General features: G+C 44.2%; 15 protein-coding genes. 7 read left to right on the forward strand and 8 right to left on the reverse strand.

Translation table 11 applies throughout. The features are described 5' to 3' along the window. Window positions 1-334 precede the first annotated feature (334 nt). Window positions 335-1,927, forward strand: a complete 1,593-nt coding sequence (locus V7R39_RS01980) for an ABC-F family ATPase (protein ID WP_032096404.1) — start codon at window positions 335-337, stop codon at window positions 1,925-1,927. Window positions 1,928-2,103: 176 nt separating this feature from the next. Here V7R39_RS01980 and V7R39_RS01985 read toward each other — a convergent pair whose 3' ends face one another. Next, entirely contained in the window at window positions 2,104-3,039 is a 936-nt protein-coding gene (locus V7R39_RS01985; protein WP_334027631.1) for a BadF/BadG/BcrA/BcrD ATPase family protein, read from the reverse strand. 289 nt (window positions 3,040-3,328) lie between these two features. Between V7R39_RS01985 and V7R39_RS01990 the strand changes: the two genes are divergently transcribed. Next, on the forward strand, window positions 3,329-4,087 hold the full coding sequence (locus V7R39_RS01990) for a MipA/OmpV family protein (RefSeq protein ID WP_334027633.1): 759 nt from the start codon (window positions 3,329-3,331) through the stop codon (window positions 4,085-4,087). 122 nt (window positions 4,088-4,209) lie between these two features. Here the strand turns inward: V7R39_RS01990 and V7R39_RS01995 are convergent, their stop codons facing one another. The 7 genes from V7R39_RS01995 to V7R39_RS02025 all read right to left on the reverse strand — a co-directional run bounded on the left by V7R39_RS01995 (window position 4,210) and on the right by V7R39_RS02025 (window position 15,967). Then, window positions 4,210-4,629, reverse strand: coding sequence for a CreA family protein (locus V7R39_RS01995; protein WP_334028131.1), 420 nt, complete (start codon window positions 4,627-4,629; stop codon window positions 4,210-4,212). Between the two features lie 100 nt (window positions 4,630-4,729). Beyond that, on the reverse strand, window positions 4,730-6,100 hold the full coding sequence (locus tag V7R39_RS02000; protein ID WP_334027635.1) for a sodium/glutamate symporter: 1,371 nt from the start codon (window positions 6,098-6,100) through the stop codon (window positions 4,730-4,732). 219 nt (window positions 6,101-6,319) lie between these two features. Next, window positions 6,320-7,213, reverse strand: coding sequence for a GGDEF domain-containing protein (locus tag V7R39_RS02005; RefSeq protein WP_334027637.1), 894 nt, complete (start codon window positions 7,211-7,213; stop codon window positions 6,320-6,322). Further along, window positions 7,210-8,016: an alpha/beta fold hydrolase gene (locus tag V7R39_RS02010; RefSeq protein WP_334028133.1), complete on the reverse strand. Its 807-nt coding sequence runs from the start codon at window positions 8,014-8,016 to the stop codon at window positions 7,210-7,212. Before V7R39_RS02010 ends, V7R39_RS02005 begins: the two co-directional genes overlap by 4 nt. A 188-nt stretch (window positions 8,017-8,204) precedes the next feature. Next, the gene (locus V7R39_RS02015; protein WP_334027640.1) at window positions 8,205-11,921 is read right to left on the reverse strand and encodes an SbcC/MukB-like Walker B domain-containing protein; all 3,717 of its coding nucleotides are present in this window, start codon (window positions 11,919-11,921) and stop codon (window positions 8,205-8,207) included. Next, complete coding sequence (sbcD, locus tag V7R39_RS02020) at window positions 11,918-13,255, reverse strand: exonuclease subunit SbcD (protein WP_334027642.1); 1,338 nt, start codon at window positions 13,253-13,255, stop codon at window positions 11,918-11,920. Before sbcD ends, V7R39_RS02015 begins: the two co-directional genes overlap by 4 nt. 441 nt (window positions 13,256-13,696) lie before the next feature. Continuing rightward, window positions 13,697-15,967 (reverse strand): TonB-dependent receptor, encoded by a 2,271-nt coding sequence (locus V7R39_RS02025; protein ID WP_334027644.1) that lies wholly within the window; start codon window positions 15,965-15,967, stop codon window positions 13,697-13,699. A 299-nt stretch (window positions 15,968-16,266) separates the two neighbouring features. On the opposite strand from V7R39_RS02025, the gene V7R39_RS02030 reads away from it, so the two are divergent. From V7R39_RS02030 to V7R39_RS02050, 5 genes are all read left to right on the forward strand, one after another. Then, entirely contained in the window at window positions 16,267-17,292 is a 1,026-nt protein-coding gene (locus V7R39_RS02030; protein ID WP_334028136.1) for a LacI family DNA-binding transcriptional regulator, read from the forward strand. 215 nt (window positions 17,293-17,507) lie between these two features. Further along, the gene (locus V7R39_RS02035) at window positions 17,508-18,755 is read left to right on the forward strand and encodes an MFS transporter (RefSeq protein WP_334027646.1); all 1,248 of its coding nucleotides are present in this window, start codon (window positions 17,508-17,510) and stop codon (window positions 18,753-18,755) included. Continuing rightward, window positions 18,752-20,335, forward strand: coding sequence for a trehalase family glycosidase (locus V7R39_RS02040; RefSeq protein ID WP_334027648.1), 1,584 nt, complete (start codon window positions 18,752-18,754; stop codon window positions 20,333-20,335). Before V7R39_RS02035 ends, V7R39_RS02040 begins: the two co-directional genes overlap by 4 nt. Before the next feature lie 164 nt (window positions 20,336-20,499). Then, the gene (locus V7R39_RS02045) at window positions 20,500-21,948 is read left to right on the forward strand and encodes an adenosine deaminase family protein (RefSeq protein ID WP_334027650.1); all 1,449 of its coding nucleotides are present in this window, start codon (window positions 20,500-20,502) and stop codon (window positions 21,946-21,948) included. A 113-nt stretch (window positions 21,949-22,061) separates the two neighbouring features. Continuing rightward, complete coding sequence (locus tag V7R39_RS02050) at window positions 22,062-23,105, forward strand: AI-2E family transporter (protein WP_334027652.1); 1,044 nt, start codon at window positions 22,062-22,064, stop codon at window positions 23,103-23,105. The last annotated feature ends 23 nt before the right edge of the window (window positions 23,106-23,128 follow it).

The raw sequence follows: 23,128 nt of genomic DNA on the forward strand, positions 1-23,128 counted from the left end.
CTGCTTAGAGTGCTGTTCTCTTTAGCGCATCGGCTCTCTGCTTAGAGTGCTGTTCTCTTTAGCGCACAACTCAGTCTGGTGCACTGTTCCTTTTAATGCATTAGGAGCAAGCCCACTAATCGAATGAGTGACTGTGCGCTCTTGAAGGGGGCTAGTTTTTAGTGCTAAGGAATAGGGGCATGAATTAAGACATTTGTGTGAAGATAAGGGCAATAGCTCAAAATTTCCTCGACATATTGCCCTTATTTCCTTATAGTGCGCGCGCAATGCAAGCTGCCTCGGCGTAAAAACGCGCCCAGCTTTATCTTCTGATTTACTCCCCTGGATACCTGTTTTGATAACCACCGCTAATATTACGATGCAGTTTGGCTCTAAGCCACTGTTTGAAAACATTTCTGCCAAATTTGGCAACGGCAACCGTTACGGCCTAATTGGTGCAAACGGATGCGGCAAGTCTACCTTCATGAAAATTTTGAGCGGTGAACTTACACCAACTTCTGGCAATGTCTCTATGGCACCGGGTACTAAACTCGGTATTTTAAGTCAGAACCAATTTGCATTTGAAGAATTTAGCGCAGTTGACACCGTTATCATGGGCGACCGTGAGTTATGGGAAGTAAAGCAAGAACGCGACGCCATTTACAGCAAGCCTGATATGAGCGAAGCAGACGGTATGCGTGTTGCCGATCTTGAAACCCAGTTTGCCGAAATGGACGGTTACACAGCTGAAGCCCGAGCGGGCGATATATTAAGCTCTGCCGGTATTGATGAAAGCTACCACTTTGGCCTAATGAAAGAAATTGCACCAGGCAAAAAAGTCCGTGTTCTTCTTGCTCAAGCATTGTTTGCAGAACCTGATATTTTGCTACTTGATGAGCCAACCAATAACTTGGATATTTACACCATAAGCTGGTTAGCAGAAGAGCTAAACAAGCGTAAATCTACCATGATCATTATTTCCCATGATAGACACTTCTTAAACTCTGTGTGTACTCATATGTCGGATATTGACTACGGTGAACTTCGTACTTACCCAGGAAATTACGACGATTACGTTCAGGCTGCAATGTTAGTGCAAGAGCAACTGCACAACGAAAATGCGAAGAAATCTGCTGAAATTGAAGAACTTCAGGGCTTTGTTGCGCGATTCTCTGCTAACGCGTCAAAAGCAAAGCAGGCAACTTCTCGAGCTCGCCGTTTAGAAAAAATTGAATTATCTGAAGTGAAAGCGTCGAGTCGCCGTAAGCCTTACATTGTGTACAAGCAACACAAAAAACTGCATCGCTTAGCCATAACCCTTGAAGAGCTTGGTCACAGCTATCCCGACCTTCCGCTTTTCAGCAACGTTAACTTGTTGCTTGAAGCAGGTCAGCGACTGGCGATTATCGGTGAAAACGGTGCAGGTAAAACAACGCTACTTAAAACCTTAGTGGACGATTTAGAGCCTACAATGGGTAACATTAAGTGGGCGGAAAACGCAGCGATAGGTTACATTCCACAAGACAACGCCAAATACTTCGCAAAAGATATGACGTTGTTTGACTGGATGAGCCAGTGGCGCAGTCCAAAGCATGACGACCTTCAAATAAAAGGCATGCTGGGACGCTTGCTGTTTACCTCTGACGACTTTAATAAAAAAGTGCAGGTGTGTTCAGGTGGTGAGAAAAACCGTCTATTGTTTGGCAAGCTAATGCTTCAAGATATCAACGTACTTGTGCTAGATGAGCCTACCAACCACATGGATATGGAGTCTATCGAAGCGCTTAACAATGCTATTTACAAATTTGATGGCACGGTTATTTTTGTTAGCCACGACAGAGAGTTCGTTTCTTCACTAGCTACTCAAATTATTGAAATAAAAGATCAAGAGCTTAACCACTTTGATGGTAACTACGACGAGTTCTTGTCGCACAAAGAAATAGCGTAAATTATCGTTTTAAACGTTATATACAAAATAAGGTGGCGCAAGCCACCTTATTTATTTAAACCACGTCTACCCTTCACACTATTGTACACAAAACCCTTTTCCTATAGAAACCCGTCTCTATCGGCCTTGTTACTATCAGTCCAGTTACTATCGACCCTATTCCTTTAAGAATGTTTTTACTTTACGCCTTCTTTCACTCTATCGTTCGCGCTATCCACTTGAGAAAAGTATCCTATCGCACCGCGCTGAGCGTTTGTTTTTGGCGCGCATAACGATTGCTGTATATCATTAGGCAATAACGGAATATAAGTTTGCGCAAGTCCACCCACCACACACACTGGCATTACTGATGAATCGCCAGCTGTTTTATAAAAGTTTCGATAGTACTCGTTCAGCGTGTTTATGATGGAGTGAATGTAGCGTGCGCCTTCGCGAATAATCTCGGTAGCTGTTTCGCAGCCTGCTTCATGACATGCTGTAACAAGGGGTGCCAGCTCTCCATAATGACTGGGCTTGTAAGAGGAGGTAATGGTAACAACATCGCTAGCTGTGCGTGCTTGGAGTTGCTCAACCACTCGCTTTGCAAGTGTGCTTTCTTGATGAACACCATCCATCGTAAGTAAGGTATTTTTGACTGCCTGAAGACCAAGCCACGCTGCGCTGCCATTGTCGCCTAAACTAAGTCCATAACCACCAATATCTTTAAATGTGCCATCGCGATGACACGTAGCTGCAGAGCCAGTGCCGCAGATAATTAGGCCACCATTTGCACCTTCATGGGCACCAAAGCAGGCGGCATGCAAATCGCTCATTACGTGAATGCGTTTAAACGGCATTGGCAATGACAGAAAATAGGTCTTTGCTTTAGGAATGTTGGCGCCAGCAAGCCCCGCCATTACCACCAGTTCAGACAGAGAAAGCGACAGGTTGGCATCGGCTATTGCTGCTTTGCAGGCACTCACGATTGATTGCAGTGCCAGATAGGGATCGCTCATTATATTTGATGCCCCAGAGACTCCCTCTCCAACTAGCTTTCCATTGCTATTTTGCAACACAGCCCGACAGTGTGAACCACCGCCGTCGATGCCAATAATGTATTCGTACTTCACCATTTTCTCGTCAATTTACTTCATATTACTTTGCTTCATATCCCTCCACTCTATCACAAGCGCTATCATCAACTAACGTGGTTTTTACTACTCATCACCATTTCTTTTCTATAAACCCGCCTGCTAGGGCGTAGCCTTAGGACACCAGCAACACTTGGTTACACTCACTCACGCATTGTGCTGATCAATTATGACCCTTTGAATGTATTCTTGTTTGAAGTTTTATTTTAAGTTCTGTTCAAACTGTGATTTAAACGGTCAAATAAATTGCTATTAAAAAGGAGGCTCGAAATTGAAAATACAAACAAGTTTAATACTAGGTGGCTTGCTGTCAGCACTAACAGCGTCTACGTTTACGTACGCCCAAGCTCCACAACAACCTCAAGGCTGGATGTATGGCTTTGGCGTTAACGCATCGCAAGATGTCTACGCGGGCTTCGATAACCGAATTATTCCTATTCCTATTATTGGTTATGCCGGCGAAAAACTCAGGGTGTATGGGCCTTTTGTTAGCTACCAGGTATTTCAAAAAGAGGGCTTCTCAGTCGATGCACAATTGGTTCCCGTGTTCGCCGGTTACGAGGAATCCGACAGCTTTATCTTTGAAGGAATGGACGATAGAGACTTTAGTTTTGCCGCTGGAATAAGTGCAAATTACAACACGCAAAGCTGGACATACTCCTTATCCACCAATGCCGATATGCTAGGTAAATACGATGGTTTTCAAGCCACCGCACGAATAGGTAAACAATTTAGAGTAAATGGCTTTTTGATTGAGCCCTCTATTGGTCTTAGCTTTCAAGACAGTAACTATGTAGATTATTACTACGGCGTGCGTCCTGAAGAAGTCACTGCATTTAGAGGTTTGTATGAAGGCAGCAGCGCGACAAATACCGAAGTAAGAGTCGCAGTGTCTACGGGTAAGTTTTTAGGCGGCATGACCCGAGTTGACGTTGGCGCTACATTTTTTGATAGCAGCATAACCGACAGTCCACTCACCGATGACGACACTGCATTGAGCGCTACGCTGGTTTACACACGCATGTTCTAAAGAGATTTAAAACCAAGATCGAACTTATTGACATTGGTTATGATAGCGCACAATAAAGAAACGTTTTTATCGTGCGCTTTTTAAAAGTGAGCTTTCATCACAGGCTTTTTTGCAGCACTCGATTAATTATTAAAAGCCGCGGTTTCCCAAAGTGGTACCGTAGATAAGCTATGTTTGTAGCTGCCCGATGTTTCTTTCGTACTGTACGACAAGTACATCAGCGTTTGTGATTCTTCGTCGTAAATGCGGCGAAGCTTCATGTTTTTAAAGAAAATACTTTTCGATTTTCTAAAAATAACGTCACCAGAGGGCGATTTATCAATGTTCGCTAGCATTTGAGCTGTTATCGGCCCGGTTTGCCTACATGCAATTGCACTATCTGAAGGGTCTGAGAAATCCAGGTCTGCTTCTATACTTGATATGTGGCATGTTACTCCTGTCACGATAGGGTCAACGAGTGCATCAATTTTAATATCTTTAGTGGTAAATACACCAAGTGAAACATCGCCTACCTCACTATCACTGCAGCCTGTAATTGCCATTATTACCAATAATACTGCACCAACACACCATTGTTTAACTAACGCGCCTACGTCAGATATTCTCCATTCACATGTCATTACTGTCTCCATAGTATATTGTTTACACAGCCTCTCGATTGTGGCCTATATGCCATGCAAAAGCTAGCCAAACGGTTAGTATCGTCGTTGTAATTAAAAGACTTGTCTGAATGCCTACGCTAGCTAGAATGGGCAGCGCAAATGCGGTTACCAACCCTCCGCCCATAATGGGTTCGTAAAAGGGTTGCTTGTCAGCGTAGGCGCTCATTGCATCTGTTTTTTTATTTGGATCGATCATTTTTATTAAAAGAATACCAGACGCTGTAGTTGCCGTCCCGCCACCCAAATCTCCTACACCATAAGCGTACCATGGCTGTTTATAAACGTAGCGTCCAAGCACAAAAAAAACGAGTAAATTCCAGCTTAGCCCAGTAATACATAACGCCAATAGGGATTTCCAGTGTGTTGAAACAATGTCGAGTGACAAAGTCGCAAGTGCAGAAAAAATTACCATATCAAGTGCATAGGCAGATATTCTTGCAAATACCTTTCGTTCGAAATATCTATCCCAAGATAGATATTGCAGTAACGCTTGTACAACCATGCCGGTAACCAGCACGACAGAAAAAAGAGGAATAAAATCAGAAAAATATTGTTCCTTGCTATCGCCACGAATAGCGTACTCGGCAAGCTGAATACCTTTAAGGCTTCCCCATGCACATAGCAGTACAATACCGATAACGCCAAGGTGCACAGTTAATTTTCCAGTTAATGGGCTAGAATTTTGGTTGTTGCTTTTACTGTCTGGCGCGGTCTTCTGTACTTTATTGTCGCTGCTATCTTGACGTGTATTATCTGATATTGTGTGACGACGCAGTATTACATTCACAAGCAGCGGCCCCAAAATAACGCCAGACAAGATACCAACCGTTGCGACTGCCATCGCAAACGCTTCGCCCTGCTCAAACCCCAGTGCAGCAAAATTTTCGCCCAAGCCAGCGGCGGTACCATGCCCTCCTTGAAACCCAATGGCAATGGTGACTCCCGCTAAATCACTTATATTAAAAATTGGGGCCAGAACAAAAAGTACCAGCGCCAATCCGACAACGTATTGCCCCCAAGCAAAAATGTGGCCCATAACCACCTGCGGTTTTGCCCTTCGCCATATTGAGGTGGGAGAGTCGAAATAGCGCCCTAACATCATGCAAGCGAACACAACATTAATAAACAAACCAGGGAAGTCGCCAAGGTTAGGGTAGAGATACGTTAAGTCCATAGCTGAAGGGTATCTATTTGAAGAGACAACTTGGGGCCCTATGGACAGGGCAATCACGCCACCAATTACTGCACCGGGTATTGTAAAGTTGCGCAAAAAAGGAACTGTTTTGCACAGTGTATTTCCTATCAATACAAAAATTGATGCAAATAAAAGGGTTATGAGGGCCTGCTGCATACTTGCTCTCCTGTAGTTATCATCAAGAGATATGCAAACATCAAACCAGCTAAAAATGGCTGCTTTTCAGCAATATCAAGCGCAGGGAAATAAACCAGCGTATGTAAAATTTACGCTGCTACGACATTGGCCAAGGATTTTATACACTCGCTTTGCTTTAACTACCTCCATAGCGACTGTCTTTACTATGTGCAAAAGTATCGGCATACAGCGCCAACACTACCTAAGTAATTGAGTTTGATTTCTACCGCTTTTTTTAGCGATGTAAAGCGCGCTGTCTGCAACGTGAATATTTTTAGAAATAACCTCACTGTCGCTGATATCCTCTTGCTTCACATGGGCTATGCCAATGCTTACCGTAAGATGTTTATTATCAGGTAGGTCAATGTCTTGAACGGCCTCATGAATTCTATCGCAATAAAAAAACGCATCGTCAACGTTGGCATTATAAAGAACTAATAAAAACTCTTCGCCACCCCATCGCGCGACTAAATCACTTTCTCGTACAACGCCTTTTAGTGCGGCGGCAAGTTTTATTAAAACCTCATCGCCATACTCGTGACCGAAATTATCATTTATAGGTTTAAAAAAGTCGATATCGATGAGTACTAAGCATAAAGGTACGTACTTGCGTTTTATGAGCGTGATTATTTTATTAAGGTCGGCGGTTAGTGCACGACGGTTTAATAATGATGTGAGCGGGTCTAGCCGAGTTAGTCGAGTGAGCTCCTCGGTTTTTGCTTCCAAATTCTCGCGAGCAGAAACAAGCTCTTGGTATAGCTTGTCTCGCTCTTGAGCAGGGTAAATAGCCCAGTAAAGCGCCGCATCTTTCAACGTAATATGGGCCACAGCAGGAACACGCTCGCCAGTATGAGTCAAAAGCGTAAGTTGAACCTCTTTACACATCCCATTACTTAACAAAATAGGCTTTAAGTAGCTCTCGTAAAAAATCAGTGATGCTTTAGACAGCATGTCATTGATGCCAAACGAGCCTTCAATGCTCTGTAACCCCAGAAAACTCTCTGCATAAGTATTGCAAGTGAGCAAATGGGTGGTCTCAATATGACTCACTAACAGCAGGCAAGGGAAATGATCAAACTCTACTTGGTTCAACCCAAGAACTCCCCGATAGCACAAGCCACCTGCTCTGGTGTTGTCATGTGCAGGCAGTGCCCTTTGGCTTCTAAAACGATGAGTTCAGAGTGCTCTATTGCTTTATTCATGTAGCGGCCAACTTCAACAGATGCAAGGCTGTCATCTTGGCTTTGAAGTATCAGTGTTGGCGTGCCGAGCTTTGGCAAAAGGTACCTATCGTCAGCAAAAAATGTGGCTTTAGCAAAGGGTTTAGCGAAGCTGGGATCGGTAGAACAAAAGCTGTTTTCTAGCTCTTGGGTAAAAGCATTGTCGTTACTTCTGCCCATTACAATAGGGGCAAAATAATTGGCCCACCCAAGATAGTTTTTATCCATTAAATTGATGAGCTCTTCTAAGTCTTCTTTTTCAAACCCACCCATGTAATCGGGCGGTATATTTAAGAAACATGGAGAAGGACAAACCATGATCAGCTTGTTAATTAAGCCTGGGCGTTCGATTGCCGCGTGCATGCCAATAGTGCCACTCACTGAATGGCCTATAAAAATAATATTGCTTAGCTCAAGCGCATCACAGATTTCTTCAACGTCTTTCGCATAACCACTCAGCTTGGAGTATCTTTTTTTATCGAATGCACTAAGATCTGACTGTCCACACCCAACATAATCAAACGAAACGATTTTGTAGTCGTTTTCAAGATAAGGGATTAGATGGTCCCACATGCGCTGATCGCAACCAAAACCATGAGCGAGCAGTAGGGTAACTTCGCCGTTACCAAAAACGCGCACATTGTTGCGCTTTATGATATCTGTCTCTAAGTACATATCTATTCTGCCGATATTTTTTGACAATAGGTGGTTTGCTTACCCTAGCTGCTGTTTTCCTAGCAAAATGTCCTTATTTCAAACCAAAATTCAAATTACTTCTATATCGTCTAGTGTAGCGCAAAATGACTGCCACTATTCGCTCTAATAGCCTTTTAGACTAAAAAAACAGCGAAACTTTCTAAAAACTATACTAAGGTAGAAGGTATTGAATACTGCTTTTCCAATGCACTCAAACCTACGCCGTTTCGCTTTATTACCTTTAACTGAGTAGGAATGCGCTCTTTCATAGCCTCTATGTGGCTAATAACACCTATCATCTTTCCGCTAGCATTTAAATTATCAAGAGCATCTAAGGCGACATCCAACGTTTCTGCATCTAAGGTTCCAAATCCCTCGTCTAAAAAAAGTGAGTCGATACTGGTTTTAAAACTCACCAAATCAGATAGAGATAGTGCCAACGCTAAACTCACTAAAAAGCTTTCGCCCCCGGATAGAGTTTTTGTATCTCTTAACGCATCGCCTTGCCAAGTATCAACCACGCTAAGCCCTAAGCCTTCATTTTCTTTGCGAATTAACTGATACCGCCCGTGCAGCTTATCAAGCTGCTGATTAGCCAGCACCACCAAGTTATCCAAAGTAAGTCCTTGTGCAAAGCGCCTAAACTTGTCACCACTCGCTGAGCCGATTAAGGAATGCAAATACGTAATATCGTCGTAATAAACATCAAACGTCGACATTTCTGCAATTAGCTGGCGCTGCTTATTTTGCGCTTTCTCGTTATCATTGAGCTGCTGCGCTATTTGTCCTTGTGCAGACAAGAGCAAATCTTTGCGCTCTGCTGTAGCTTCAATGTCGCTTAATACTTGCTGCGCGCTGTGTTGTTTAAGGTATAGGTGCCACTGCTGTGCATTGTCGTTGGCGTTAAGCTTGTCGGCTTGCGCTTGAGCATTTGATAACAACAAATCTGCGTGCTGCTGTTGATGAGATATCGATTCTTTAAGCCCTACCAATTGTTCTCGCTCATTTTCATCAAGTAGAGCACGGGTAAATGCTGCTTCGTTTTCAAACGGGCTTTTGGCTAATAGCGCCTTAAAGTCGCTATCGGCCTCCTGGTATTGCTGCTGCTTTTTACCTAGCTGTTCACTAAGCTGTTCAATTGTCGCATCTAATCGAGATACGGCACTATTGGCACTCTCTTGCTTGGCTCTTGAGGCGACTAACTGTTGTTCCAGCTGAGTAATTTGGGTGGCAACGCTATTGCGCACGGTGTCAATATCTTCCTCTGGGAAGACCTCTTGTCTTTTCGCCCTAAGCGAGGCCAGTTCGTCTCCCTGCTGCTTTGCCTTTTCTTTTGTTTCACTCAGCCGTTCTTGAAACCCTTCAATGGCGCGCGTTATGGCGGCAACGTCTTCCTTAAACGCATCAATACTTGGCGTGAGTCGCTCTAACTCTTGCTGTTTTTCTTTAAAAATTGTTAGTGCATTTGTTTGCTCACCTAGCCAAGTAGAGAGGCTATCTTGCTCTGGCATTGAATGACCAAGCTCATTAATTGCGGCAGCTAGCTTTTGCTCTTTTGTCACTAATACAGATTGCTTATGCTTGATTTCTTCGCCAAGCTCATTCGCTGTTTTAGCAACCATACTTTGCTGCTGATTTAAAAGCTCACAATCATTTTTCGCTTGCGACACCGTCGCCATTGCTTGGTTGTAAACATGCTGCGCGTCTGCAAACTCTTTTTCTGCGTGCTCTATGTTCTTTACCTGTTGCTGTAACCATTCAATACGCTGTTTATAGGTTGCATCAAAGGCCAAAAAAGCGTCTTTGTCTTCTATTGTAATTGCACTAAAAGCAGAATCTATTGCTGAACTTACAACACCTTGCTGCTTGTGCCACTCCTGTTTTGCGTTTTTTACCCTCTCAGAAATTGCTTCTTTTTGTTTTGTGGCTTGCACTATGGCGAGCTCAGTATTGGCTAATGCATCTCTCGCTTTTGCTCCATCTTGTTCAATAGTGTCTAACAGCTGCTTAAGTGCATCACGCTTTTGTACCGTTTCGGGCACATCAATAGTGACTGACTCTTCGTTGTGATCTCTTGCCCCGCAAACTGGGCAAGGCTCGCCGTTTTCAAGCTGGGCGCGCAAGTGAGCCACTTCATTATTCAGCGATATTAACTGCTCTACGTCTTTCAATCGGCCCTTCGTATCTTGATATTGCGCCACCAAGTTTTTGCGTGCAGCCTGCTGCGCTTCTTTAGTGCTATTTAGTTCTGCTTCTTGAGCAATAAGCGTATTGTAGTTTTGAGAAAGTTCATCATGTTGCTTTTGTAAATACTGACACTGAAGCATGCTGTCCCAGTGTTTAAGCTTTACCGACACTTCACGGTTTAACTGCGCTTTGCTGCCCTTTTCCGACATTGCATTTAACCCTTGCTGGCAGTGCTCAACCCTTTCCTTCAGCACACGGTTTTCTTTATTCAGCACTTCAATGTAATCAGCCTGCTTTTTAGCCTGTTTTGAAAGCTCATCGTGTTGTAGTGCGTTATTTTCCTGTTTAGCTATTAACTGAACAAGCAGTTCTTTTTCTGACGTAATAGTCTGCGCGGTTTCATTCCAACCGCTTATGTGCTCAGCCATATCGCCGACTGTCTTATTTTCTAAAAGATAGGTTCTCAGTGCATTTTGCAGGCTTTCCTTTTCCGCAAACTCTCCTTCTAAGGACGCTTTTTTCTGCTGATGTTCGATAATAGACGCCGTTAACGCAGTAATACTGCTGTTTGTCGATACTAACAACTCTGAGACTTGCGCTATTTTGGCGTCGATGGGCAATACATGGTTGCTGATGCGATGTTCTAACTGTGCGCTTTTATCTTTTTTCTCTCTGAGCGCTTGCTCTGCACTATCGAGTGCTTTTTGCGCCTCCTGTGAATTTGATTGCGCTTGAGGAAGTTGTTGTTGCTTTTCACTTAATTGCGTTTGATAGGAAGCCATATCCTGTTGCAGCGACACACATCGTTGATGTGGTGTGCGCAATGCTTCTGCTGGCTCGCTGTGAGTAAGCTTATCGGTCTTTTCTTTTGCCTCTTCTTGCGCTTTCAGCGCAGCGGCTTTCAAATGCTGAGCCTCGTTTAACGCATTCACATTTTCTTCAAGGGCATCTTGCCATTGCTTTTGCTGGTTTAGCGTAATTAATTGCGCGGTTAAATCGGCTACCTGCTGTTTGATCTGATCTAATTCATCGGTAAGCGCTTTGTGCTGAGAATCATTAAGTAGCGTTACACCTTCAAGGCGCAACGCATACTCTTTCTTTGTTTGCTTAGCTTCAGAAAACTGCGCGTGTACCGCTTGGGAAATATGACCGTAAACTTCCGTTCCCGTGAGCTCTTCTAATAGCTCGGCTCGGTCGTTTTCATTGGCATTTAAAAACGCTGCAAAATCGCCTTGCGATAACATCATCGACTTTGTAAAACGAGCAAAGTTAAGCCCGGTTAATCGCTCTATCTCATCACTTTTAGGACGCACTTGAGTTGCTAATACTTTACCAGTGTCTACTTCAGCCAATTCAACATCGGCACTTTGCAAATTGCCATCGACTTTTCCTCTCGCCCTGCGCATACTCCAAAAAGCACGGTAGGCTTTGCCTTTAATATCAAACTCTACCTCTGCTAAACACTCTGCCGTGCCGCGGGTCATAATATCGTTGGAGGTAGAAGATATGGTGCCCAAACGCGGAGTTTGATGGTAAAGCGCTAGACAAATGGCATCGAGCAATGTGGTTTTACCAGCCCCCGTTGGCCCAGTAATAGCAAATAAACCATTATCAACAAAGGGCGATTGGGTAAAATCTATCTTCCACTCGCCCTTTAATGCGTTTAGGTTTTTAAGTCGCAGGGTTAATATTTTCACTGCGCCTGCTCCTTATCTGCTTTGCTCTTAGTAGCAGGTGCGTCATTATCCTCGTCGTTAGCGTGAACTCGCTCTACTGCCTCTGAAAACAATTGTGTTATGCGCGCTTTACGGTTTGTTGATGATGCGTGAGTGGGTGTGCTTTCATCTGGCTCAAGGCTGTCAAAATCTTCGAGGGCCAACCGCGCCTCAAATACCTCTTTTACCGACAGTTCGCTCAATTGCCTGTTTTTTGTTTCACTTAAGCTTTTAGTGGCACTTTTTCTCACACGCTTGAGTTGCAATATTTCGGCGTTTTTCCCTTCTAACAAAGCCTGTATACGCTGTTGCAAATCCGTAAGGTAATCTTGAGTTTCAACTTCAATACACAGCCACACAGGCGAAAGCTCTGTGGCATCAGCAATGGCGCAGCTGCTATTAATTGCTAATTCAATACTCGCCAAATCTCCCTTGATCACTTCCATGGTTTGAAAGCGCGGAACGGGGATCGGCGTGATAGCGGTTTGGCCTGATGAAAACTCAACAATAACAACCTGCTTTTGCGTATTCAGCTCATCAAAGCTTAAGGGTATTGGCGAGCCGGAATAGCGAATATGCTCGGTTTTAGCCACTTTTTGTGGCCTATGGATATGCCCAAGGGCAATGTAATCGGCCGGGGGAAAGCCACTCGCATCAAACCCTTCTAACGTGCCAATGTAGATATCGCGCACGCTTTCAGACTGACTCACACCCAGCGCTGTTAAATGGCCGGTTGCAACAATGGGAATGGTCTCGGCCTGTTGCTCCGATTCAACTGCAATCGAATTTCGAAGCGCGACGGCTTGCTGATATAGCGTTGCGTAATGCTGCTTTATTGCCTCACCTAACGCGTGGCGCTTATCTACCGCACTTTGCCCTGCCGCACTTGTTACAACATCTTTAGGGCGAATGAACGGAACTGCACACAGTATTGCGCCTACATTGCCCGCTCTATCATTCAAAGCTATAACCTGCTCGCTGCTGTTACCAAATGTGCTAGCAATAACGTGGCTATTGAGGTACCTAAGCAGTGATTTACTCTCGTTAAGTACTGAAACCGAGTCATGATTTCCGCCAAGCACTATCAAGGTACATTGTGTGCCTTGCAATGCACCGATAAACGCATGATAAAGCTCTCTGGCATAGCTAGGAGGTGTGCCGGTATCAAACACATCACCCGCCACAATAATTGCGTCTATTGCATGTTTTTCAACTTCGTTGAGCAGCCATTTGAGAAATGCGTCATGTTCATTTTTTCGGCTTTTTGTAAAAAAACTTTGCCCTAAATGCCAGTCGGACGTGTGCAATATTTTCATATAATCGGGGAACCAGAATGCGTTTGGAATAAATAAAGTGACGTATATTGAACTCGCAAAGTACTTATAAGCAGACTAGCCGAAAGCTCATAAATCCAATTGCCCAGCTCTTAAACACCAAGCACGTATTTACAAACACAGAAAATTTCTTCGAACTATAGAGATATTCTACTTTTATAACAATGGTGCATATGAATTTGCAAGGCAATAGAGCCCTATGACCAACTGTACATTTTTCCCTTTCTGCACTCTTGATGTTTTTCATTTGTTGCTCAAGTTCTGCTTTTTCACTTTCTGCTGACAAGATGAATACTGACGAGAGATGTTAGTAGGGTGTGCAAATAAAAAAGGCCGGCGTATTTGCCGCCAGCCTTTTCAGTTTCATTGTGTTACTTATGATTCACGTTTCCTTTTATGTACGGTCCTTCTTTCTACAAACATTTAGAAAAAGAGGTAAGAGACACTAAATCGTACGCTGCGCGGCATAATAAAACGGCCATTTGGTGCATCAGGGTTACGCGGATCGCCCTCGGTAATGCCCTGCTCATCAGTTAAATTATCTACTGAGAGTTGAAGACGAAGCGACTCTGTTGGGTCTAAGGTCATGCCCACATCAATTTTCTCATAACCTTCTAGCACAACTGTGTTTTCATTGTTGCCAAAACGGTCGTCAACGGCAGACAGGGTTCCATACACCGTTGCGTACATGTCACCGATATCAAAGTCGTAACTTGGCGTTACGCGCACCTGCCAACCTGGTTGGCGCTGAGCCTCATTACCTTCATTAGTCGCACTTGCTGTAATTTCAGTTTCTTGCAGCGTTGCATTAACACTTAAGGAGAAGCCAGAGTCGTGGCTGTATCGTCCATCTAGCTCAACACCGTAGGCTTCGTTAGTAAGTATTTCAGCTGGCGCACCAGGTCTGCGTACAAAAGTGTCGCCCTCAACTTCGTTCGCGAAAGCAGTTGCAAAAAATTGTACGTTATCGTTCATGAACTTATAGCCCAATTCCGCTTGCGTGATCTCCTGAATGAGGTCGTTTCCGCCAGTGTATGCGCCCCAGTTGTCACGGAAATCATCGAAGTAAGGCATTTTATAACCGCGGTTGGTGCGAATGAAAACGCCGCTGTTATCGTTTAAAGCGTAGTTCGCTCCTAAAGTCCACGATGTTTTGGTTTCGTCGTATTCAAGTGCTTTGGTGATGGTACCGTCTAACCCTTCGTCTACTGAATAATTTACTTCGTGATTCTCACGGCGTAGGCCTAAATCAATGCTTAAGTCTGTCGTCGCATACCATTTACCTGTTGCATAAAACGCCATGGTGCTGGCGTCGCCTACCGAATTAATGTCGTAGTTGAAACCGCAGCCCTCGGCACTGTTATTACATTCAATACCGTCTAGCAATTCGCCCCCCGGTACCAGTACGTGGTAAGCCGTGTTACCTATGCTCCACCAATCTTCAGACTTAGTCGAAGCACTGTAAATACCAAATGATGCATCAAAATCTTCCCAGCTTTTCGATATCGCTAAATCGTTAGTAAATGATTCAATGTCTTTAAGTACAACCCAACGACCAATTTGCTGAATAGGTGTATCACCTGCATAGGTGTTGCCTGTTACGGCACCAATTGCCGACTCACCATTATCGGCTACGTCTGAAACTGTTACTGCAGCGCCATTTGGTACAAGACCAAACGTGTTTGCTTCACCCTTTGTTAGGTTAAAACGGTCGATAAGAAACCAGTCATCACCTAACTCAAGCTTTAAGCTTCCGCCACTGACATGACCGTCCCAGCCTCGCCCATCACCAAAATCAAACGCCTCAGTAGTATCGTCTGGTCCATAGGTAATTGTGGCTTGTCTGTTAAGTGGGCCGATTTGAGTGTAATTTGCATCAATACCTTCAACGTTTAGCGGCGTAGGTAAATACCAAGTGCCACGGTCATCAGTTTGACGGGTATAGAGATTTAACTCGCCTTTGTCGAACACCTTAGTAATGTTGACGGTAAACTGATTGCCTTGCTCTGAATTGAAGCCGGCATCTCTGATCCCTTCAGAGCTTTTAATATAGCCGCCTACCATGTAGTACAGGTCGTCAGCGAGTGCGCCACTTGCTACTACGTCAACACGATTAAGCCCATAGTCAGACACCGTGTACTTTGCCATTGCCTCGCTAGACTCGCCACCACGCTTCATTCTGAAATTGGTCGTTAAGCCTGGCTGACCGTTACTTACAACTGGGTTAGGCCCACCGCGCAAACCCTCTACCATTTCGATGGTTTCATCGATGCGGAAAAGCTGAGAATTCTCTAAAAAAGAGAGTGTTGGCGCTGGATAAATGGGCGAGCCATCAAGTGCGATAGTGAGAAACGGCGCATCGCCACCACCTGGGAAACCACGCACAAAAACGTTGGCACCAGACTCACCACCAGAACTTTCAACCCAAACACCAGGAATGGCCTTAAACAAATCAGCGGTAGACTTAGGCGCTAATTTTTCTATGTCGCTCGCGTCGATATTTGTAACGGCAAAGCTCGCGTCTATTTTTCTTATTCCAGCACCGCCCGGCGTACCACTTACTACAATGACTTCCGCGTTTTCTTTTGCGAGATCTTTAGTAGTTTGCCCTGATTCTTGTTGTGCGATAGCAGGTTGTGCAAGCGCCACTGCAACTGCACTGGCTAGCGAAGCTTTTGTAAACAACGTTTTCATGGTGTGTGCTCCCGAAAATGTTATATTGCGTTGTTAACTGAATGCAGATAACACGTTTAAAAATTGTTACCTGCATCACGAATTGATAACAAAATAGATCTGTTTGCAAACGATTGCAAGAATAAAATGCAATCGTTTGCAATTTTTTAACAAGTAAATCTCGCTATGATTTCTACTGTATATTAGTGCGCTATATTGAGTTGAGCATGGCATAATGCATTTATTGCCTAGTTAACGAGCTGTTTTATCGGTAGAAAACATGCAACAGACTTTGCAAACTAAAAACACAACAACAGAGAATCGTAACATTGACAGCTGAAACAAAACTAACGCTTGCTAAACTTGCCGAATTGGCCGGGGTTTCTACTTCTACAGCCTCCAGGGCGCTTAAAGACAACCCTCTAATTAAAAAAGAAACTCGTGTAAAAATTCAGGCGTTAGCCAAAGAAAATAATTTCAGTATAAATGCCGCTGCCAGTAGATTGCGAACTCAAAAGACCAACGTAATTGCCGTTATACTCAACCTTATCGACAATACTGAACAAAGCACCACAGACCCATTTTTACTCAAGTTAGTAGGTGAATTGAATCAGGCGCTAAACGCCAAAGGTTATGAACTACTGCTGTCTAATTCTTTTATGGCCTCTGACGATTGGGCTAATTACTTTATTCATAGTCAACGGGCCGACGGCATTTTGGTTATTGGACAAGGTAAAACCACAGAAAAGATTGATCGTGCTGCCAAAAGTGGCGTGCCCATTGTGGTGTGGGGAGACACTAAAACTGATGCTGGGTACCCCATTGTGGGCGGCAATAATTTTTTAGGTGGCTATGAAGCAACAAAGTACCTCTTAAGTCAGGGAGCGAAGCGAGTGCTATTTCTCGGTGATTCAGAACACGCGGAAATGGGAGAAAGACTTAAGGGCTTTATGCAAGCTCACGAGGAGGCCAACATCGAGCCAGACTTTTCTCATGTAGGCGCTATTGATATAACCTCAAAAACGGCTTATCAGTACATAAATAATCGGATAAAAGCTAACGGCCTCGATTTCGATGGCATTGTGTGCGTGAGTGACATGGTGGCATTGGGTGCTTTAAAAGCACTAAAAGAGCGCTACGTCGGCATTCCAAGCGATGTAGGCATAGTGGGCTATGACGATATATCTCTCGCCGAGCTCATGCACCCTGCACTTACTACCATAAGGCAAAATACGCAGCAAGCCGCAACGCTTATGGTTGAGCAGCTACTTAATCAGTTAGAAAACAAACCCACTGAAAATCAGATAGTTGAAACTTCGCTCATTGTAAGGCGTTCAACTAAATAAACGCAGTGGCTTTATTCAGTCTGTAGCGATAAGAACACCACCTGAATAACCTTTTTTCCTGAGCGCATCTCAATACGTCGTAATGCACTCATGCTTACTGATGCCGAATTATTGCCTCCCTCATTCCAAATTGATAGAACGTCAATGCAAACGTTTGCATTTTTATTTTCTTAGCATTACACTCCAGCTTAATTAAGTTAACAGAGTGTTTACACATGTCTCGTTTGATGATTATTGCTGCGATTGCAGTGAGTTATTATGTCTTCGCCATACTGCTAAATAGCGTAGGCACTGTGATCCTACAATCCATCAATAGTTTCGACATTAGTAAACCTCAAGCCAGCACCCTCGAGGGGTTTAAAGACCTTTCCATTGCCATTGTGTCTTTTTTGGTAGCCAGCGTTATTCCTCGGATCGGGTATAAAATTGCCATGCTATTAGGCTTAGCTCTTGTTGCTGTAGCCTGCGCTCTTACCCCATCAGTCGCTAATTTTATGTTCATTAAAGTGCTGTTTGCCTGCATCGGAACTGCATTTGCCCTCGTTAAAGTGTCGGTATACGCCATTATTGGTCAGCTTTCATCGTCGACAAAAACTCACTCATCATTAATGAACACCATAGAGGGTATTTTTATGTTGGGTGTTTTGTCTGGCTATTGGATTTTTGCAGGTTTTATCGATCCGAATAACGACGCCTCCCTTGCTTGGCTTAATGTTTATTATCTTCTTGCTGCGTTAGTTGCGCTTACATTCGTTATTGTGATGTTTGCGCCAATTAAGGCGGTGAAGCTTTCTGACGACGCTACCATTGCAAGTGAATTCACAAGCATGCTCAAACTTGCCTACAAGCCGCTAGTACTAGTATTCATTTTTTCTATTTTTCTTTATGTATTGATAGAACAAGGCATAGGTTCATGGCTACCAACCTTCAATAAAGAGGTGCTTGGATTACCTACCCAGGTAAGCATTCAAATGACGAGCATTTTCGCCATAGCTCTTGCAGTGGGACGCTTGACAGCCGGTGCTGTGCTAAGAAAAATGAACTGGTATCCGTTTTTAAACATCTGTCTTGTTGGAATGGCGATTGTCATGCTTATCAGCTTACCTTTAGCTGAAAATAGCGGCGCGCATAGTGATATAACCAATTGGACCGGCGCCCCACTAGCAGCATTTCTCATACCAACGATTGGACTAATGATGGCACCAATTTACCCAGTTATTAACTCAGTTATGTTAAGCGCCCTGCCTTTGCAGCAGCATGCGCCAATGACTGGGCTCATAGTTGTGTTTTCAGCTCTTGGTGGCACAACAGGCTCAATCGTCACTGGTTTTGTCTTTGATGCTATGGGCGGTCAAAACGCGTTTTACCTATCCCTTGTTCCTATAGCGGGACTTCTTGCCACGCTCTTTTTCTTTAAAAAAGCATCACTTTCTTCTGAATTACAGGATGCCTCATCATCATGAACTCCTCTTTGCATAGCTGGCGCGACAGTCTGGCGTTTTTTAACAGCGACTTATTTCGACACGTTCAAATGGCCGAACTATTTCCTGATAGCAAAACCTTCGCCGATGCCATAGTAAAAACAGACCTAACAACAGTACTTCAACAATACGAACAAGAGTTGCAGATAGCGAGTGAGGAAGGTGGCGAGATAGACTTGCACAACTTTGTGGACGCACATTTTACCCTGCCAGATAGCGACAATGGGACCTTGACGTTGCCATGCGACGATATAACTACCTATATTTCCAGTATGTGGGATGTGCTCACGCGCACTCCAGATACTCAACACAAAGATAGTTTAATTGCGTTATCTCGACCTTACATTGTGCCGGGCGGTCGCTTTCGCGAAATTTATTACTGGGATAGTTATTTTACCGCGCAGGGTCTTGTGCATGCAGGGCGAAGCGATATGGCTATTAATATGCTGGAAAACTTTGTAGATATTCTTAACGAAGTGGGCTGTATCCCCAACGGCAACAGGGCTTATTACCACTCTAGAAGTCAGCCGCCTATTTTAGCTTTATTCTTCAACTTGCTAGAAAACCAACTTTCAGAAAAACAAAGAGCCTACATCATTGATGGGCTAAAAAAAGAGTATGCCTTTTGGATGCATGGGGCTAATAAAGCCCTTAGCGACGGTGATAAAGCCCTTAGCGACGGTGATAAAACCTCTAGCGAAACTAGTAGAGATCAGGTGAGAACGCGGGCCGAACTTCGCACCGTTACAATGCCCTGCGGCGCTGTGTTAAATCGCTATTTCGATCCCGAGCCAACACCAAGGCCCGAGTCTTACAGAGAAGACATAGAAACTGCTAATAATATCAATGCCGATAAAGGCGGGTTTTATCAACATATCAGGGCGGCCTGCGAATCGGGCTGGGACTTCAGCTCTCGCTGGCTTGCAAACCCACAGCACCTTGAAAGCATCAGAACCACAGAACTGCTTCCTGTCGATTTAAATGCGCTTTTAGCTTCACTAGAACAAACACTATCACGGGTGACAGAAGGTAAAGAGCGCGCTCTTTACCAAGATGCGTTTAAAAGCAGAAAACAGGCTATTAGTAATTACTTGTACAGCACAGAAAAAGGCGGTTACTTTGACTGCCACTTTCCTAGTATGACTCAAACGACTGTTGTATCAGCGGCTATGACCGTTCCGCTTTTCGTGAACATAGCAAGCGATACTCAGGCTGCTACAGTCCAACACACACTGATAAACGACCTGCTAAAAGAAGGCGGCGTAGTAACTACTACAAACACCACATCTCAACAATGGGATTCGCCAAATGGCTGGGCTCCTCTGCAATTTTTTGCAGCAATAGGTATGGCAAATTATGAATTCAACAACGATGCCAGAGAAATTATGCAGCGTTTTTGCACTACGGTTGAAGATGGTTTTGCCAATACCGGAGCCTTATTTGAAAAGTACAATGTCTGCAAGCCTACTGAAACCGCAGGGGGCGGCGAATACGATGTGCAGTTAGGATTTGGATGGACTAACGGCGTTTACAGCTATTTTAAAAATGCGCTGAAGGGGTAGATTTCTCCCTAATTCAGCAAGCTCGTTGTTCACTTGGCCTTTATTCATATACAAAACAGTCATTTAAAACTACCCTCTTACGTAGACCTACAGGTTATATAATTGCAATGATTTGATGCTTTTCAGATAATCACTCAAGTAACCTGCTAATAGAGGACAGTTTTTTGTTAAATCACATCAAGGCTCTCGCTTGCCTACTTATACTCAGCCTGCCTGCCAGTGCAGCGGATACAACGCCATCGGTGTCTGCATCGACAATGTCTGAGTGGTTCAACGCATTTAAGCAGCGCGCAACACCAGCGCAAATGTATAACTTCTTGCATGCCATGCCCAAAGGCGGTGATATTCATCATCACCTTTCCGGCGCTGGCATGAGCGAGTGGTGGTGGGATATCGCCACAAATTCAAAGCAAAACGGCGGCTATACTTACTACACAAAAACAGCGCCCACGCTGTGTAACGGTTACGGCACCAACGAGTTTGGCATCAATCCTCAGCTGTTGATGTTTCACACCATTTCAGCCTTTACTTACGAGCAACTCTCTACCTGCGAAAAAAACAATTACACCCTGCTCACCAACTTGGGTAAGACGCAAAAGCAGGCGTTTCTGAACAGCATTAGATTGGATAAGCCTCACGAGGGTCGCGACGAATTTTTTCAGACTCATTGGCAACGCTTAGGCGACATGCTGCTTAACCCGCACATACAAACCTATTTACTGTTAGAGAACATGAAGGCCTACCAGCAGGAAAACGTACTGTACTTAGAAACTCAGCTTCAAGTAACTGACATGCGGTTTCCAGACGGCTCCCCTTATTCTCCCCAGGCTTTTGCTGAATTATTGATAGACATGTTAAAGAGCGACGCCGCGCAAAAAACTAATGTAGAGGTACGCTTTCAAATCCATATAGTGCGTTTTTTACCTAACGCTACACAACAGTTGGAAGAGGCATGGAAGTTTGTTGATGGGCATAGAGACTACTTTGTTGGCATCAACTTTGTGGGCAGAGAAGATAATGATAAAGGGTATCCACTGCGTTTTCTGTCAACACTGCGTAAACTCCGTGCTCAGTCACCACCGGTATCGCTAAGTGTTCATGCTGGTGAGTCGGATGAGCCCAATACTCACATTAAAGATACATTGCTGCTGGGCGCAGACAGAATTGGTCATGGGTATAACCTGATTGAAGACCCAGACACGCTATTGATGATGCGCAACTCTCCTTACCTAGTGGAGATAAACCTCATATCTAACCTGCTGTTGGAATATGCTGAGAGTATTAATGAACATCCCTTCCCAGAATACTTGCGAACAGGCGTGCCAGTGACGCTTTCAACCGATGATAGGGGCATGTGGAGCAGCAATTTAACTGATGAGTATTATCTAGCAGTATCGCACTTTAATTTATCGTGGGATGAATTGGTTGAGTTAAATACAAACGCGATAGTTCACAGCTTCATGTCAGATGAAGACCGCGAGACGTTACTGCTTCGCCTTAAAAAAGAAACTCAGGGCTTTATTGATAACAGGTTGAACAATACGCCAATAGCAGACGTACAGCAGCATTACACCTTTATTTGCAGCTACGCACCGGCCGTTTGCAGCGAATAGCTAAATTGATAGGGCATAGGCGATAGGACATGGGCGATAGGACATGGGCAATGCAGGAGCTTTGTAAGCCTTTGCACCGCTTAGCTACAGTGTATAACAGGGAATAAGGACATATGACAACTACAGGAAAAAGGCAGATTCAGTACTGGGCATTTGCTTTAGGCGCACTTATTCTTGCGCTGTGGTTTTTAGGCGATGTGCTTTTACCGTTTATTTTAGGTGCAGTGGTTGCCTACATTCTCAACCCAGTCGCAGAAAAATTGGAGAGTAAAGGATTCAGCCGCCCCGCGGCTACTGCCCTGATAACACTTTCAGCAACGCTCATTTTTGTGCTCACCGCGCTTCTTGTTGTACCGGCAATCGTGTCGCAAGCAATAAGCTTATTCGAATCTGGCCCAGATTTATTCAACAGTTTGAGTGAGTGGTTAAGTAAAACACTCCCGTCAGTGTTTGGTGAAAGTACTACTTTACGCTCAGTAATGAACTCTGCTGGTGACGTTTTAAAAGAGCGTGGCGGTGAGTTTTTAAGTACAGCATTTAGCTCTGCTGCAAACATCATCGATTTAGCAATGCTGTTTGTCATTGTGCCTGTAGTAGCCGTTTATCTACTTTTAGATTGGCACCGCATGAGTTCAACTATTTACGGTTTACTTCCCCGCAAACATGAACCGGTTATTCGCGACTTATTGAAAAAAATAGATAAAACCTTAGCTGGATTTATTCGCGGTACCGGCTCCGTATGCATTATTTTAGGGGTTTACTATGCCATCTCGCTGATGCTTGTAGGCCTTAAATTTGGGCTAGTGGTTGGGTTTGCAGCAGGATTGATAAGCTTTATTCCTTATTTAGGCGCCATATTGGGCGGGCTACTTGCGTTAGGTTTGGCTTTATTTCAGTTTTGGAATGAGTGGATTTCTGTGGCGATGGTCGTAGGGGTTTTCGTGTTCGGCCAAGCCGTTGAGGGCAACTTTATTACACCTAAACTCGTTGGGGATTCTGTAGGATTACACCCAGTGTGGCTTATTATGTCGCTGTCTATTTTTGGTAGCTTGTTCGGCTTTTTAGGGCTTTTAGTTGCAGTGCCTCTGGCCGCCATAATAGGTGTATTAATCCGCTTTTTCATCGATAAATACAAACACAGCGAGCTATATAAATAAAAGGGGGGCAGGTTCACATTATC

This window comes from Alteromonas sp. P256 (genome assembly GCF_036864455.1).
In the GTDB taxonomy this organism is placed as follows: domain Bacteria; phylum Pseudomonadota; class Gammaproteobacteria; order Enterobacterales; family Alteromonadaceae; genus Alteromonas.

Bases quoted from the DNA above. Each gene is read 5' to 3' on its own strand.
- V7R39_RS01985 (WP_334027631.1), bottom strand. From the start codon at position 3,039: ATGGTGAAGTACGAATACATTATTGGCATCGACGGCGGTGGTTCACAC.
- V7R39_RS01995 (WP_334028131.1), bottom strand. From the start codon at position 4,629: ATGGCAATTACAGGCTGCAGTGATAGTGAGGTAGGCGATGTTTCACTT.
- sbcD (WP_334027642.1), bottom strand. From the start codon at position 13,255: ATGAAAATATTGCACACGTCCGACTGGCATTTAGGGCAAAGTTTTTTT.
- V7R39_RS02040 (WP_334027648.1), top strand. From the start codon at position 18,752: ATGAACTCCTCTTTGCATAGCTGGCGCGACAGTCTGGCGTTTTTTAAC.
- V7R39_RS02050 (WP_334027652.1), top strand. From the start codon at position 22,062: ATGACAACTACAGGAAAAAGGCAGATTCAGTACTGGGCATTTGCTTTA.
- V7R39_RS02010 (WP_334028133.1), bottom strand. From the start codon at position 8,016: ATGTACTTAGAGACAGATATCATAAAGCGCAACAATGTGCGCGTTTTT.
- V7R39_RS02035 (WP_334027646.1), top strand. From the start codon at position 17,508: ATGTCTCGTTTGATGATTATTGCTGCGATTGCAGTGAGTTATTATGTC.
- V7R39_RS02000 (WP_334027635.1), bottom strand. From the start codon at position 6,100: ATGCAGCAGGCCCTCATAACCCTTTTATTTGCATCAATTTTTGTATTG.
- V7R39_RS02025 (WP_334027644.1), bottom strand. From the start codon at position 15,967: ATGAAAACGTTGTTTACAAAAGCTTCGCTAGCCAGTGCAGTTGCAGTG.